This is a genomic window from Hyphomicrobium zavarzinii ATCC 27496 (genome assembly GCF_000383415.1).
In the GTDB taxonomy this organism is placed as follows: Bacteria; Pseudomonadota; Alphaproteobacteria; order Rhizobiales; family Hyphomicrobiaceae; genus Hyphomicrobium_C; species Hyphomicrobium_C zavarzinii.
In genome coordinates, this window is record NZ_KB911262.1 from 91,815 (window position 1) to 105,528 (window position 13,714).

The 13,714-nt window shown below is 60.7% G+C and carries 11 protein-coding genes and 2 pseudogenes; 6 read left to right on the plus strand and 7 right to left on the minus strand.

Annotated elements, in window-relative coordinates; all coding sequences use genetic code 11:
• Window positions 1-18: 18 nt before the first annotated feature.
• The 3 genes from F812_RS0119085 to F812_RS26675 form a co-directional block, all read right to left on the minus strand.
• A complete protein-coding gene (locus F812_RS0119085) occupies window positions 19-735 on the minus strand; it encodes a fimbrial biogenesis chaperone (RefSeq protein ID WP_020087581.1) in 717 nt (238 codons plus the stop codon).
• A 51-nt stretch (window positions 736-786) separates the two neighbouring features.
• On the minus strand, window positions 787-1,221 hold the full coding sequence (locus F812_RS0119090) for a hypothetical protein (protein WP_156827549.1): 435 nt from the start codon (window positions 1,219-1,221) through the stop codon (window positions 787-789).
• Between the two features lie 268 nt (window positions 1,222-1,489).
• The gene (locus tag F812_RS26675) at window positions 1,490-1,996 is read right to left on the minus strand and encodes a hypothetical protein (protein ID WP_156827550.1); all 507 of its coding nucleotides are present in this window, start codon (window positions 1,994-1,996) and stop codon (window positions 1,490-1,492) included.
• A 312-nt stretch (window positions 1,997-2,308) separates the two neighbouring features.
• Here F812_RS26675 and F812_RS27225 point away from each other — a divergent pair, with 312 nt between their 5' ends.
• Complete coding sequence (locus F812_RS27225; RefSeq protein ID WP_020087586.1) at window positions 2,309-2,515, plus strand: helix-turn-helix domain-containing protein; 207 nt, start codon at window positions 2,309-2,311, stop codon at window positions 2,513-2,515.
• A gap of 467 nt (window positions 2,516-2,982) precedes the next feature.
• On the opposite strand, the gene F812_RS0119115 is transcribed toward F812_RS27225, so the two are convergent.
• Window positions 2,983-3,582, minus strand: coding sequence for a HupE/UreJ family protein (locus F812_RS0119115; RefSeq protein WP_026868271.1), 600 nt, complete (start codon window positions 3,580-3,582; stop codon window positions 2,983-2,985).
• An 8-nt stretch (window positions 3,583-3,590) separates the two neighbouring features.
• A complete protein-coding gene (locus F812_RS24715; protein WP_020087588.1) occupies window positions 3,591-4,718 on the minus strand; it encodes an agmatinase family protein in 1,128 nt (375 codons plus the stop codon).
• Window positions 4,719-5,061: 343 nt separating this feature from the next.
• Here F812_RS24715 and F812_RS0119125 point away from each other — a divergent pair, with 343 nt between their 5' ends.
• The 5 genes and pseudogenes from F812_RS0119125 to F812_RS27315 form a co-directional block, all read left to right on the plus strand.
• The gene (locus F812_RS0119125; protein WP_020087589.1) at window positions 5,062-6,135 is read left to right on the plus strand and encodes a LysR family transcriptional regulator; all 1,074 of its coding nucleotides are present in this window, start codon (window positions 5,062-5,064) and stop codon (window positions 6,133-6,135) included.
• Window positions 6,136-6,256: 121 nt separating this feature from the next.
• Window positions 6,257-7,879 (plus strand): trimethylamine N-oxide permease, encoded by a 1,623-nt coding sequence (locus tag F812_RS0119130; protein ID WP_020087590.1) that lies wholly within the window; start codon window positions 6,257-6,259, stop codon window positions 7,877-7,879.
• Window positions 7,880-8,036: 157 nt separating this feature from the next.
• Entirely contained in the window at window positions 8,037-8,177 is a 141-nt protein-coding gene (locus tag F812_RS26680) for a hypothetical protein (RefSeq protein ID WP_020087591.1), read from the plus strand.
• Window positions 8,178-8,598: 421 nt separating this feature from the next.
• A pseudogene (locus F812_RS27310) lies at window positions 8,599-9,660 on the plus strand (hypothetical protein); the annotation flags it as partial.
• Between the two features lie 288 nt (window positions 9,661-9,948).
• Window positions 9,949-11,493, plus strand: a pseudogene (locus tag F812_RS27315) (autotransporter family protein); the annotation flags it as partial.
• A gap of 81 nt (window positions 11,494-11,574) precedes the next feature.
• On the opposite strand, the gene F812_RS0119145 reads toward F812_RS27315, so the two are convergent.
• Both F812_RS0119145 and F812_RS0119150 read right to left on the minus strand, forming a co-directional pair.
• The gene (locus F812_RS0119145) at window positions 11,575-12,264 is read right to left on the minus strand and encodes a response regulator transcription factor (protein WP_020087593.1); all 690 of its coding nucleotides are present in this window, start codon (window positions 12,262-12,264) and stop codon (window positions 11,575-11,577) included.
• Entirely contained in the window at window positions 12,254-13,567 is a 1,314-nt protein-coding gene (locus tag F812_RS0119150) for a sensor histidine kinase (RefSeq protein WP_020087594.1), read from the minus strand. The genes F812_RS0119145 and F812_RS0119150 overlap by 11 nt, the downstream gene beginning before the upstream one ends.
• Between the last annotated feature and the right edge of the window lie 147 nt (window positions 13,568-13,714).

Genomic DNA, 13,714 nt, shown 5'->3' on the forward strand with positions numbered 1-13,714 from the left:
CCTCGCGCGCCTCATATGCTATTGCGCCGGTGCTTTGTAATTGAGGGTAGCGGTGACTGATGTCACGCCGCGTGGAAGCTCCACCGGAAGGACGAACCGCCTTGTGCGCCATGGCTGAACGAGGCCGTTGCCGTAGGCCTGTTGGAAGTCTGCAAGGGATAGCGGGTAATCGGTGCCATCGGCGTGGACCGTTATCGCGGCGTCCTTCATCAGCGCATGCGAGGCTGTTGGGTTTTGCACGGTGATGGCGGGCTTTCCGCTTGCGTCGATATTTGTGGAGACGAGTTGCACAACGGGGCGCGCCGACAAGGGAGCGACGTTCACCGCAACGCTGAAGGCGGTGAGGATGGTGAGGCCCGTTTTCTTCATCAGGCCTTCGATGGGAAGTTGGTTGAAGGTGACGAAGTAGCTTTCGCTCTGGGGGATGTCGGGTGCCCCGACCCATTGCAGGCGGAATGTCTGTGTTGCACCGGGCTGCAGCATGGCTTGCAGGGGAAGGATCAGGAAGTTGTCGCTTCCCCCCTCCTCGCGCGTGGTGCTTCCATGCTCGTTGAGCGTCACCCTGTTGAAGCTGGGTTCGACGGCTGTGACTTCGTTTGACGAATTGGTGATGGTGATGACGGCGCGGGTGCGCGGCCCTGCGGAGTTCATTTCCACGGTTATGGGTGTGACGGTGAGCGCATGCGCGGGCATTGCCGCAAGCACGCCCAGGAGGACGGCGAGGAGGCGGATCATGGTGTTTTCCGGAATGTGGAAGGCCGCCGCCCTTTGGACGGCGGCGGTTGGTTATTGGGACGGGGTTACCGTGACGCGCAGCGTGTCGCTATAAATGCCCTGATAAAGGGGTAACGCGGGCTGCTTGGGCGTGATGGTTATGGTGAGGTTGCCGTTGGGCGGGCCTGAGGGTGCGAAAGGGTTCTCGAAGAACGCCTGGCCTTGTGTCGGTTCGGTGTCTATGGAAAACGGCATGTAGCTGGCGCCGGCCACGTGCGCGACGTAGTCGATGCGGTTCGTGGTTTGCGGCCACGATCCCCCCGGTCGGCGCAATCCGCCATTGAGCGTTCCGATGATGAGGGAAGCGCCTGCGTTGCAGGCGATGGGAATGTCGATGGTGATGGGGGTGGTGCTGACCTGCCCGTTGGTGACCGGGATGGTGGCTGAGAGCGCGCTGGGTGCCGCGCTGCCCGACAGTGTACAAGAGGAGGCTACCGTGGCGGACAACGAGATGTCCTGATCAACGGCATGCGCGGGAACAAGCGGAAGAAGGGAAAAGAGAGCGCAACCAATGGCGCGCGAAACGGAGGAACGCATGGAATACTCCACCAAAGGGACACGGAACGTTTTTGTTGTGATGAAACGCGTGTCTTGGTGGTGGTACGCCCTCCTGAACAGTGATGGTGAATATTAGTACTGGTTTTAACCGCGATGGGAAGCGTGGTTCGAACGGCAACGCAACGAAGGACGATTGCTGTTGCCGTGATGCAATGCTCTAGCGGTCGCGATCTTGTTCCCGCTTGCGCGCGGGGCCGCTGTCTTCCTCGGTATGAACGCGGTGTGCATCGGCCTTGATGGTTGCGCCGCTGCCCCGTTCGCTTAACTCATCCTTTTTGGCATCGAAGGTGTAGGCCTTGCCGGCGATGAGGATAGCTTTCTTGTGCGAGGGATTGCTAGCGCTGATGAGGTTTTCGACCTTGGCGTTGGCGAGGTCAACGGCGTGCATGGCTTCATATGCCGCTTCCAGCTGCAAACGCAGCGCGGGCATTTCTTTGTCAGGTACCCCATCCTTGAATTCGAATACCTGAGGGGTTTTACCGAGCACTATAAGGGTATGGTCGACGCCATACTCGTCGGCGTGGTGGATGAGGCGGTCGGTGGCCCCTTCCCTCGCGCCCAAGCGCGAAAGGGTTGTGTCCAGCGCGCGGTGGGCGGTATTGAATGATCTGAGCGCCGTGGCAAGCTTACCGTCTGCGGTGGCGAGTTCTGGGGATGCGTTCATGGCGATCCGGGGGATGAAGTGTTTCTGAGCAGTATTGTAGCAAGTGTGTTTTGGTTTTTGGAAGGGGCAGTTCGTTCGGCGGAAGGGGCGGGTGGCGGAGGCAAGAGAGATAATGCGCTGTTCATGACCTCTGTGGAGGTGGCGCAGATGCTGAAAATGTCGCCGCGGACGCTGGAGAAAATGAGGTTGGAATCCCGCGGTCCAAGATATTACAGGCTGGGTGACAACGGGAAATCGAAGGTTCTTTACTTGTATGATGAAGTGATCGAGTGGGTACGTGGGCATGGCAACAAGTCCCCTTAGCGGCTGTTGATGTCTAATGGGGAGGAAGAGGAGCAGGTGTACCTCTCAGTGGTAGAGGTCGCGGATATGCTCCGGCGCACACCGAAAGCTATGGAGAAGATGCGTCTTGAGGGGCGCGGACCGCCTTACTGGCGCTTAGGGGCGGCGGGGGTCGGGAAGGTCGTATATAGTCGCGCGGATGTTTTGGTGTGGCTTCTCGCAAGAGCGGGGAATTAGCGCGTAATCTTGCCATGAGATCTTGCTAAAAGAGGGGACGGTGAAGGAAGGCGGGACGTTGCCTTTTGTATCACCGCCTGTATCACCGCCAATTTTGGCAGCTTTAAAAGGTTAATCGTAGTCAATGGGTTAGGCTGGCGCCTCACAGGGGTTCGAATCCCCTCGTCTCCGCCATTTTTTCGCTCACGCGCCTGTAGGCGCTCCGCGAGGGCGGGCCACTTGGCCCGGGTCGCCTTGCTCCCGAGCCCTTCGGGCTGAAGTTCGAACGTGGCCCCGGGGCGCCACAATGCGCTATTTCATAAAATAATTCTGGTTTCGAGCTGCCGCGCAGCAACCATGCGTAGCGCCGAGCTCTGCGTGTTTTCGCAACATCAGAGGCGTCTCACACCCGAGGAGCCCAAGATCGCAAAAAAAAAGCCCACGGCATCCCTGCCGTGGGCTTTCGCAGTGTGCGCCGAACGCGGGCCTCAGATTCCCGCTACGAGAAAAACACCGGCAACCGCAATTGCACAGCCCGCGATGCGAGGGATCACGTCCCGCATGTCCTGCGCGCGCTTGAAAGCAAAGCCGATCGCGATGCCAGCGAGGTGAAGCAGGGCCGTAGCAGCCAGGAAGCCTGCCGCATAGCTGGCCCCGGACACATTCATCGGCATCTCGGCTCCGTGGGCATAGCCGTGGAACAGAGCGAAGAAGCCAACGAGCCCCACGGCCGCAATCGTCGGAAGCGGAACCTGCAGCGCAACCGCCAGTCCGAGGACGACGACGGACATGGCTATCGCCAGTTCCACAAAGGGCAGCTCGACCTGTCCGATCGCGAGCGCCGCGCCCACCACCATCGTGAGCATGAAAGACAGTGGAACGATCCAGATCGCCCTGCGGCCGAGGAGCGCCGCCAACATGCCGACCGCCGTCATGGCCAGAAAGTGGTCGAGCCCCCCGATGGGGTGCATTAGGCCGTGCGTAAAGCCGTCGACATCTCCGTGTCCCACATGCGCCGAAGCCGGCAGGGCGGACGAGAGTGCGCAGATCGAGGCAGCCACTGACCAAAAGAGTCTACGATGCAGCATTGTCTTTCTCACTTCATGACCTTGTTGCGATGACCGAGATGTCCCTCCGAAACGAGGGTGCCAAGCACGTCGAGGATCACGCGGCACGCGAGCTGTGCCGTGTTGTCGTTGACGTCGTAGGGCGGAGATACCTCCACGACCTCCATTCCGCACAATCCCTCCTTGGCGATCGTGTGAATCATCTCGAAGGCTTCTCGCGGCAGCAGGCCGCCCGGTTCGGGTGAGCCGGTTCCGGGTGCGAAGCCCGGGTCGATCGAGTCGATATCGAAAGAAAGGTAGACGGCCTTGCAGCCTTCCCAGGCCATTTCCAAGGCGATCTCCGCCGCTTTTTTCGGGCCGTGGTGCTGCACGTCGTGCATCGTGAGAACGCTGGTGCCTCTCCGTTTGGCGACGGCCGTTCCCGGGCGGTTGCCGTACCAGCCTCCGATGCCGATCTGGACGAGATTGCGGGGATGGCAGTTTGGCAACCCAACGTCGTGCATGTGGCTGTGGTCGCGGTGAGAATGGGTTCCGCCTTCGTGCGTCGTCCAGAACCAAGGCGTCGTATGCATACGCTCATCCATATCCTTTTCCTGGATATCGATGTGGCGATCGATGTGAATGATGCCGACGTTGCCGTCGATGTGTGGGGCGATCCCGCGAACGTTCGGAAAGCCGAGGGAGTGATCACCACCACAAATGATGGGGAACACGCCAGACGTGTAGATATGGGAGACGGCCTTTGTTACCTGATCGAAGGTCTTCTCGATGTTTCCGGGGATGACAAAAATGTCTCCCGCGTCGCACAAATCCAGCTCTTCGTAGATGTCTACGCCACCGTCGAACCAGTAGCCGTCATAGAGTGCCGAGATGCGGCGCACCGCCTGAGGCCCAAAGCGCGTGCCCGGCCGGTAGGTCGTCGCGGAATCGAAGGGCGCGCCGACGAACGCCGCTTCGAAATTGCCGATTTTGCGCACATCCTCGCAGTAAGGCGCCTTCATGAAGGTATTGATGCCTGCGAAGGCCGGCTGGTGGCCACGGCTGAAGAGCGAGATGTTCCGGTCGATGACCGAGCTCGCCGCCTCCAGTCCGTACTCCAGGCTCTGCCTGACCTCCTCGTCCTGCTTGTTCTGGGAGAGACGGGACAAGGTCTGCATGGTCCGAGCGCCGTGGGTATCCTCCCGCCTCACCCCATGTGGCTGGTGTGAATGCACATGACCCCTGCGTTCGCGGCCATGGTTATCGTTGTTGTTCGCCATCGAGATCCGCCTTGTTACTGGTGAATGACGAGCAACATGATAGTCAGCGCAAATACGCAAAAAACTCCCGAAAGATTCATGCTCATCATGAGCGCCGTCGATGATCCGCACCCGTGGCTTCCTGCGACGCATATAGATTGTTGCGTCGCCGTTGCTGCGCTCCTGCCTTGCTAGCGCGAAGCGGATATGCAGAAATTGAATGAGCGACACAGCCGCGCAGCCCGCATACCCCGGAGGGTCTATGAGGACAGGCCAGAAATTCTGCCTCGACTTGGACTGGAACCTTCTCAAAGTGTTTCACAGCATCGTCGAGGCGAAGGGCGTCACGTCTGCTGCGAACGTGCTCTGGCGAAAGCAATCCACCGTCAGTCTTGCGCTGCAGCGGCTCGAAAAGAGTCTCGGCAAGAAGCTGTGCCGCCGCGGTCCGGCCGGTTTCGAGCTTACTGACGAGGGGAGAATTCTCCACGAGCAGGTGAGCGAGATTTTCGCAAAGTTCAGCCAGATCCCCGAGAGCATACAGAACGCGTCGCACGAGCTGCGGGGAAGGCTCCGCCTCCGCACCATCAGCAATTTTGTGAGCGCCAAGTTCGACAGGCTGCTCGTTTCCTACAGCACACGGTGTCCGCTCGTGGAGCTGCAGATCGAGGTGGCGCCGTGGGAAACGATCTCCCTCGCCGTGTTGCGAAACGAGGTGGATGTGGGGATTGCTCCCATCCAGATGAAATATCCGGAGCTTCAATACGAGTTCCTCACGCGTGAGGTTCATCTCGTTTACTGCGGAAAGCGTCATCCCCGCTTCGGCACCTTCGTCGATAGCGCGGACGAGCTTTGCGAGGAGCCGCTCATTCTGACCGGCGCGGACGAGCCTGAGAGCCTCACCTACTATCGTTTGCGCCATGGCCTCGGAAAGAGAGTGGCTGCCACCACCCCGAATTTAGAAGAAGCAAAGCGTCTCGCTATACTCGGTGTCGGCATTTGTCTTCTGCCTGCCCGTATGGCGGTCGGAGACGTGAAGAGCGGCGCGCTTTGGCCGCTCACCTCGAAAACGCGCGAGCGCGTCGGTTGCGACGTCTATGCAATAACGAACAGCCACGCACCGAAAAGACTGGTCACAGACCTTTTCATGGAAGAGCTTGTGAGGAAGCCAGTTCGCAATCGCTCGGCGAGCCCCGGACTCGCAGAGCCGGCGGTTGCGGACGACGATCGCGATTGCAGCGCAAAAGAAGCCGCTGCAAAGACTGCATCCCCCTCTCTCTCGCCAATGCCCGCGAGCGACGAGCGACATCTGCATCAAATCGTTCAATGCAATAAATAGCTCGCCGGGTAGTTTTCTATCTCCGCTCTTGTGGTCTCCTTCACCCTGAGGTGCCGTCTCGTATTTCGAGGCGTCAAACCGATTGGGGCTCAAGCAAGAGAAAATAGGGAGGAGCGGAGAGATGGCTGAAGCATCCATTGCATCAGCGGGTGACATACCTGTGCAATCGCACAAGATGCACCGCACACTAAATTGGACGCACGCGTTCTGGATTGCCTCTGGCACGCCCGTTCTGGTTCTTTTTTCGATTGGTGCGGTCGCCTCGGCTGCGGGCAACATCTCGGCGGGAGTATGGATCATCTCCATGCTCATCGGCTTCGTTCAGTGCTTTACCTACGCGGAGATATCCGGTCTTTTTCCGAGAAAGTCGGGTGGAGCGTCCGTCTATGGTGCGATCGCCTGGGTGCCCTATGGAAAGATGCTGGGGCCGATTTCGGTGTGGGCGAATTGGTTTTCTTGGTCGCCCGTCCTCGCCATCGGGTCCGGACTGGCCGCAGGATACGTCCTCAACCTGCTCTTTCCTCCTGATGCTCTCATCCGCACCTGGCAGATCACCCTCTTTGATTTGAGCTTCATAAAAGAAGGCGTCGTCGTTCGGCTCAACGCGACCTTCTTCCTTGGCCTGGCGCTGATGCTCGCGGTGTTTGCGATTCAGCATCGCGGCATCCTTAAAGCGGCCCGCGTTCAGATGATCATCGCGATTGCGGTGCTTTTGCCGCTGCTTCTCATCGGAATCGTGCCGTTGTTTACGGGCGATCTCCACTCGGAGAACTTCACCCCGTTCGTTCCCCTCATTCGCGACGCGGCCGGCAACCCTGCGAACGGCGCCTGGGACATGGTGGGAATGACAACCTTCATGGCGTGCCTCCTGCTGGCTGCCTGGTCCACCTATCCGTTCGAAACCGCCGTCTGCTACGTCAGCGAGTTCAAGAACCCCGGCTACGATACGGTACGTGCGTTGGTCTATTCGGGTCTTCTCTGCATCGCGTTCTACACGCTCGTCCCCGTGGCCTTTCAGGGCTATCTCGGACTGAACGGCCTGCTCGAGCCCGGAATCTACGACGGCACGGGCGTTGGCCAGGTCATGACGCAAATGGTGGGCGCGGGGCCGGTCCTTGGAAACATCATCATTGCGACGCTCACACTCTCCATCTGTCTCGTGGTGATGACGGCGATGGCCGGCTCCTCACGCACGCTGTTCCAAGGCTCCCATGACGGATGGCTCCCGAAGTATCTCTCGCGGGTGAACAGCCACGGTGCTCCGGTGGCGGCAATGTGGACCGATCTTGCGGTCAACGCCGTGCTGCTGTCGATCTCGGACTATGTGTTCCTGATCGTCCTTGCGAACACCACCTACATGATCTTCGTCTTCCTCAATCTGCAGGCCGGGTGGCTTCACCGGATCGACAGGCCCGATGCCGAACGGCCCTACCGGGCGTCGACGTGGCTGATTGCCGTGGGTGCTATCTGCGGCTTCCTGAACCTGCTGATCATGGGATGGGGTGCGGACTTCTGGGGACAGCGCGTTCTCCTCACCAGCCTTCTCATCGTAGCCGGCATCATCCCCATCTTCGCCTACCGCCACTACGTCACGGACCGCGGTAGCTTCCCTCCGTGGATGCAAGCGGACTTGGAGGAGAATGGAATGCCCATCCGGCGTCGCGCAGGTATCCTGCCCTACGTAACGCTCATCGCAGGCGCGCTGACGATCTACGTCGGCCACCTCTTGGCGACCTACCAGTAACAAACCGGCATTGAAGGCGGTCACACGCCTCACTCACTCCCCGTCCGTAGCAATGTGCACTGCGGATTTCACTGAACACTTCGACCTTCGGGTCGAAGTGTTCCCTTTCCCGCCGGATCGGCACGGCGCGTCAAAGGCAGAAGAGAGGAGATCTGCAATGCCCTCCCTCAAGCAAATCGTGGAGTGCATCCCTGAAGTCCTTCTGCGCGGGATGCTGGTCCGCGCCTGTGCGGTGGGGCCATTGTCGAAAGCGCAGCAGTCCAAATTGAAGGCACGCATCGAGGCCAGCATCTTCTAGATCACGCGGCGCGATTTCCGCGAACCAAAGTCGCCTGTAGCCGACCTGCGTGTCCAGATCGCAACCCGGCCGCGACTACACCCGATTTTACTCAGTGATCGCACCTTCCGGATCCTGGACATCACCGTTGGCCTGGAGACGTCCTTTCCGCGAGCATCACCCCAGAAATGGGGATGTTGCTCAACTGGAAAGGAGGCTCGAGACGCCTCCAGCCTGGCCGTGCTGAAGGGCTCGGTGGGAGAATGTTGAGACGTTTACAAACCGAAATTTAATCATGATCCGCAAGGGTTGCCCTGACAGGGAAGGTTCGAGTCGGGGGGGCTCAGACTTTGTCGGACGCGCATCGGACCCGTGTAGTGGAGCCAGTTGGACGAGCGCTCTTTCCCGACAGACGTGAGCTTGCTGAAGGGAACGCCAGTTTATGAAACTTGGGGCAGAGGGCTGTACTAACCTCGTCAGCTACCGACGATCCTTGAAACTGACGGCGGCGGTTGTCGCTTTCGCTTTTACGGCTGCCGACACGCGGCCGGCGCGCGCGCAGTCCGTCACCGGCGCCGGCGTAACCCCCGGCGGCGTCGTGTCGTTACCGCATTGGGTGGTTGGCAGCGACCTTGAAGTCGGCAATTCGAATCCTGGTGGTGGCGTTCTCGACATCCAGGATGGCGGCACCGTCAGCAACGACACGGGGTTCATCGGCGTCGGCGCCTTGGATGAGGGGACCGTCACTGTTTCCGGCCAGGACGGCAGCGGCAATGCATCTACGTGGACCAACACTGGTGACCTCGTAGCCGGCCAGGATGGCATAGGCGTGCTCCGTATCGAAGACGGGGGCCATGTCAACAACAACGACGGCTATATCGGAGGTGGGGCTGGCAGCCACGGTTACGTCTACGTGGCAGGTCCCAACTCGATCTGGAACAACGCTGGCCAACTTCTGGTGGGAGATGGGGGCTCTGCATCGCTGACTATCGAGAACGGTGGTTTGGTGAACAGTGCATTGGCTTCGATTGGCAATAGCATTTCCGGTTCGGGCGCTGTTGTCGTCATGGGCCACGACGCCGCCGGCACTGCTTCGACCTGGAACGTTACCAACCAACTAATTATCGCCTACGATGGCACAAACAACACGCTCTCCATTCAGAACGGCGGGTTGGTGAGCAGTGGGCAAGGCCTCATCGGCTTCAGCGGCGGTAGCGAGGGCGCAGTCACCGTCACGGGACGCGACGTCAACGGCGCTGCCTCGACCTGGAATGCTCTCAACAACATCTATGTGGGGTTCTCGGGCGACGGCACGCTCAACGTCGAGGACGGCGCCTCGGTGAGCACGAGTGGTGCGGGCGGTGGCGCTGCATCCGTCTATATCGGCTTCGCCGCTGGCGGTACGGGCGCGATCACTCTTTCGAGCAGCAATGGGGATGTCTCGAGCTTGACGGCGACAGACCGCATCGAAGTCGGCCGCGGCGGCACGGGCACGATGACCATCGAGAAAGGCGGCTTCGCGAGGGCTGATTCCAATGTTCATATCGCTATTGATGCCACGGGCAACGGCACGCTCCATCTCAATGGCGACGCAACCGGACGCGGCGTGCTGGAGGCCGGCTCGGTGATACGGGGCCTCGGGGCCACTGCTGATCTCGACTTCAACGGCGGCATCCTGCGCGCAAATCGAAACGAAGCAAATTTCCTAGATGGCTTTGCAGCGCTAACAGTGGGCGCCGAAGGCGCATGGATTGATAGCAACACTTACGACATCGAAATCGGCACCGATTTTTCGGGTAGCTCGAGCTTCAACAAGCTGGGCCTCGGGCACCTGACCCTGAGCGGCGATAGCTCCGGTTTTGTCGGAGCAGCGACGGTGTCGGCAGGGACGTTGGCCGTGAACGGCGTGCTTGGCGGCACGATGGACGTGGAACCAGCCGGACGGCTCGTGGGGACGGGCCAGGTCGGCACCACGACCAATCGCGGAATCGTTGCGCCCGGCTACGGAAACGCCATGGGTACGCTCACCGTCCAGGGCAACTATTCCGCCACCGGAGGCCGCCTCGAAATCGAGACGGTTCTCGGGGACGACAGCTCGCAAACCAGCCGCCTCCTGGTCAACGGTGCAACCTCGGGCACGACCCAGGTCGATGTCATAAACCGAGGTGGCCTCGGTGGACAGACAGTGGAAGGGATCAGGATCGTCGAAGTGACCGGCGCGTCCAACGGTAGCTTCGTACTGGATGGCGATTACATCTTTCATGGCGAGCAGGCCGTTGTTGCCGGCGCATACGCCTATCGGCTCTATCAGGGAAGTGTCTCGGATCCCGCGGACGGAGACTGGTACCTGCGATCCGCATTGTTCGAGACGGATGATCCTGCTCCGCCGCCGCTCTATCAGTCCGGCGTGCCGATCTACGAATCCTACGCTGCCAATCTGCAGTCGCTCAACGCGTTGCCGACGCTGCAACAGCGTGTCGGCAACCAAAGCTGGGCGGACCGTGCCAATCCAGGAGCGAGGGGAATGTGGGGACGGACGGAGGGCATACGCACGCGCGCCAGCGCCGATGTTTCGACGACTGGCTCCGATCAGCACACCGACAGCTGGAAGACACAGCTGGGCGCGGATTGGGTGATGGCAGACACCGCCAAGGGCGAGCGGCTGGTCGCGGGCGTCACCGTCCACTACGGCGAGGCGAACAGCGGGGTTCGCTCGATTTTCGGTGACGGCGCGCTAAAGACAGAGGGCTACGGCGTCGGGGCAACGCTGACCTGGTACGGCGTCGAGGGCTTCTATGTCGATGGTCAGGCGCAGATCAGCTATTTCAACAGCGACGTCGCGTCCAACATCATCGGCATGCTCGCGGAGGACAATGACGGCGACGGCGAGGCTTTCAGCATCGAGGCCGGCAAGCGGATGCACATCGGGGGGAAGGTCAGCATCACCCCGCAGGTTCAAACCGCCTATTCCAATGTCCACTTTGATCGTTTCGTCGATCCATCCGGCGCCCGCGTGTCAACGGGCCGGGGCGACAGCCTGAAGACCCGATGGGGTGTCTCGCTCGATCATCAGAGCGTATGGGAGAACGGCCGCAGCCACATCTACGGGCTCGTCAATCTCAACTATGAATGGCTCGACGGCACGCGGGCCGTCGTCTCGGGAACGCCAATCGACCGGGCCGACGAGCGGCTCTGGGGTGAGGTCGGTCTGGGCGCGAGCGTAAACTGGGCCTCCGACCTCACTCTCTACAGTGAGGTTTCCGCCAATAGCCCCTTCAGTGATTTGGGCAACAGCTACGACCTCAAGGGCAGTGTTGGTCTCAACCTGCAATTCTGATCGCGGTTGGCGCAGATAAGCGCGGTGTCTATTGGTCAGCGGCTGCCTTCGGCAGATTTCCTCGAGCAGGGCGCGCTCACCTCAAGACTGAGGCGGGGCTCCGGTGAAAACGTATCCGGAGCCATACACGGCCTTGAAAGGCGGCGGGTGACTGCTCACCGCCTCGATCTTGCGTCTCAAGCGCAGCACGACGGCGTCGAGGTTTCTGGGCTCGCCGCCCGGGCTCAGATCCGCGCGCTTCTGAGCGATGTGGGGGGCCGCCATGAGCGGCTTGAGGAAGGCCACTTCCGTAGCCGTCAGCGGCACGACGCTGCCGTCGGGCGTCAGGAGCTGCCAGAGCATGTCATCCAGATGCCAGGCCGTGGGCGGGGATGTAGCATTCGCCGACGGAGACGGCTGGAGCCTGCGCAGCAAATTGCGGCAGCACGCTTCGATCTCGCGGAGCGACGTATCCTTGACGAGATAGATGTCCGCTCCGACGCCTCGCCCCGCCAGACGGTGAGCTTCGTCGCCGAAGGCCGTGAGCATGATGATGCCGACTGCCAGGTCGTAGCGCTGGCGCGCCGCGGCTGCTACGGCGAGGCCACTGCCGTCCGGCAATGCGAGATCGAGCAGAATGAGGTCCGGCTTCGAGCGCTCAAGCAGGGCAAGGCTGTCGCGGCAGGTGGCAGCCTGATCCACCCGGAAGCCCCGCGCGAGAAGATAGTCGACGAGATCGATCCGGAGGGCCGGTTCATCCTCGACCACCAGGACATGGCCGTCATGCTGCATGGGGTGTTCCAAGAACTGTGACCGTGACAATCGTTCCACCGCCTTCGCGCGGCACCAGCGCGACGTTTCCGCCATGGCGCGCGGCGAGCTTGCGGACGGTGTAGAGCCCGAGACCCATGCCCGCCGTTCCGTGTGTGTTGGAGGCGCGGAAGAACTTCTCGCCAAGCCGCACGCGTTCCTCCTCGGAGCCGAGGCCGACTCCGCGGTCCTTTACGATCATGTGGACTTGTCCTTCGTGGTCTCGCAGCGAAACGTCGACCAGGCTGTGAGGGGGGGAATACTTCAGTGCGTTGTCGGTGATGTTGGAGAAGATGACGCCCATCATCTTCCGGTCTCCGGTCATAGGGAGGTGCTTGGGCAGGTCAAGCACGAGGCGAGGTGAGTTCGCAAGCGATCTGATCTCCTGAGCGAGGTCGAAGCGTTCTATCCGCTCTTCCATCGCGTCCTGCCGGGCGTGGGCGAGAAACTCTCCGACGAGCACGCTCATTCGCGCTGCCGCAGAGCGGATCTGCGTCACGCGCCGTGCATCGGCCGGGCTCGCGGTCGCCTTTCCTTCTTCGAGGAGCTCGCTCGAGCGCGAGACAATCGCAAGCGGCGTGCGCAGCTCATGGCTCAGCATCAGAAGCTGGGCGCGCTCGTCCTCGATGCGTGCCAGCAGCTCCGTGCGCAGACGCACGCCCACCAGAATGGCGGTCAGCACCCCTTTGACGAGGAACGACAGGAGGTGGAGAAGCAAATAGACGCCCACGAACGGGTTGGGATCGAAAAGGCCTTTGGGAGAGACGAGCCAGACCACGCCCGAGCAGATCGCGCAGGTGCCCGCAAGGATAAACCACCACGCGACGACCACGCGACGCAAGGAGGGTGGCAGGCCGCGATCGTGCAGGAACATTAGCGCGCAGCGGGCGTAGCATATGGCTCCCATAACGGCCAAAACCGACATGCGCAGCGTGACATCCTCCGGCCGCAGCCAGAGCATGATGGGCCAGCCGATGCCGACAACGGCTAACGCGAACGCTTGAATGCGGCGCGGCGCAGGCTGGCTGAGGAAGCGCGCAAACCCCTCGAGAATGAGGACGACGCTGAGCGCGGCGAACAAATTTCCGAACCAGATGCCAATGAATGGAGTGAGCGCCGGTGTAGCAACCAACAGGAGCAGGCCGCTCCCTCTCGCTGCAAAGGCCATCGCCAGTGGAAACATGCCCGGCACCTGCCGCTGCGTGCGCCAAAGCAGCAGGCCGCACAGACAGAACAGGGCGTCCGAAAGGACCGAGACCAGGAAGATGGTTTTGGCATCAAGCATGCGCGTGGATGCTTAAGCGCTTCGTCCGTGGTGACAAGATGCTTTGGCGTCAGTTTTAGTCAGAATCCATCAGACAAAGTATAAATTGGCGGCATGTTTCCGGTTATACTTCGATAAGTTTTGCCTCCTATTGTATTTATTCGACTA

Excerpts from the sequence above, each read along its gene's own strand:
- F812_RS26680 (WP_020087591.1), top strand. The coding sequence starts at position 8,037 with ATGCCCTCCCTCAAGCAAATCGTGGAGTGCATCCCTGAAGTCCTTCTG.
- F812_RS0119150 (WP_020087594.1), bottom strand. The coding sequence starts at position 13,567 with ATGCTTGATGCCAAAACCATCTTCCTGGTCTCGGTCCTTTCGGACGCC.
- F812_RS24715 (WP_020087588.1), bottom strand. The coding sequence starts at position 4,718 with ATGCAGACCTTGTCCCGTCTCTCCCAGAACAAGCAGGACGAGGAGGTC.
- F812_RS26675 (WP_156827550.1), bottom strand. The coding sequence starts at position 1,996 with ATGAACGCATCCCCAGAACTCGCCACCGCAGACGGTAAGCTTGCCACG.
- F812_RS0119125 (WP_020087589.1), top strand. The coding sequence starts at position 5,062 with ATGAGGACAGGCCAGAAATTCTGCCTCGACTTGGACTGGAACCTTCTC.
- F812_RS0119085 (WP_020087581.1), bottom strand. The coding sequence starts at position 735 with ATGATCCGCCTCCTCGCCGTCCTCCTGGGCGTGCTTGCGGCAATGCCC.
- F812_RS0119130 (WP_020087590.1), top strand. The coding sequence starts at position 6,257 with ATGGCTGAAGCATCCATTGCATCAGCGGGTGACATACCTGTGCAATCG.
- F812_RS0119115 (WP_026868271.1), bottom strand. The coding sequence starts at position 3,582 with ATGCTGCATCGTAGACTCTTTTGGTCAGTGGCTGCCTCGATCTGCGCA.
- F812_RS27225 (WP_020087586.1), top strand. The coding sequence starts at position 2,309 with ATGTCTAATGGGGAGGAAGAGGAGCAGGTGTACCTCTCAGTGGTAGAG.
- F812_RS0119145 (WP_020087593.1), bottom strand. The coding sequence starts at position 12,264 with ATGCAGCATGACGGCCATGTCCTGGTGGTCGAGGATGAACCGGCCCTC.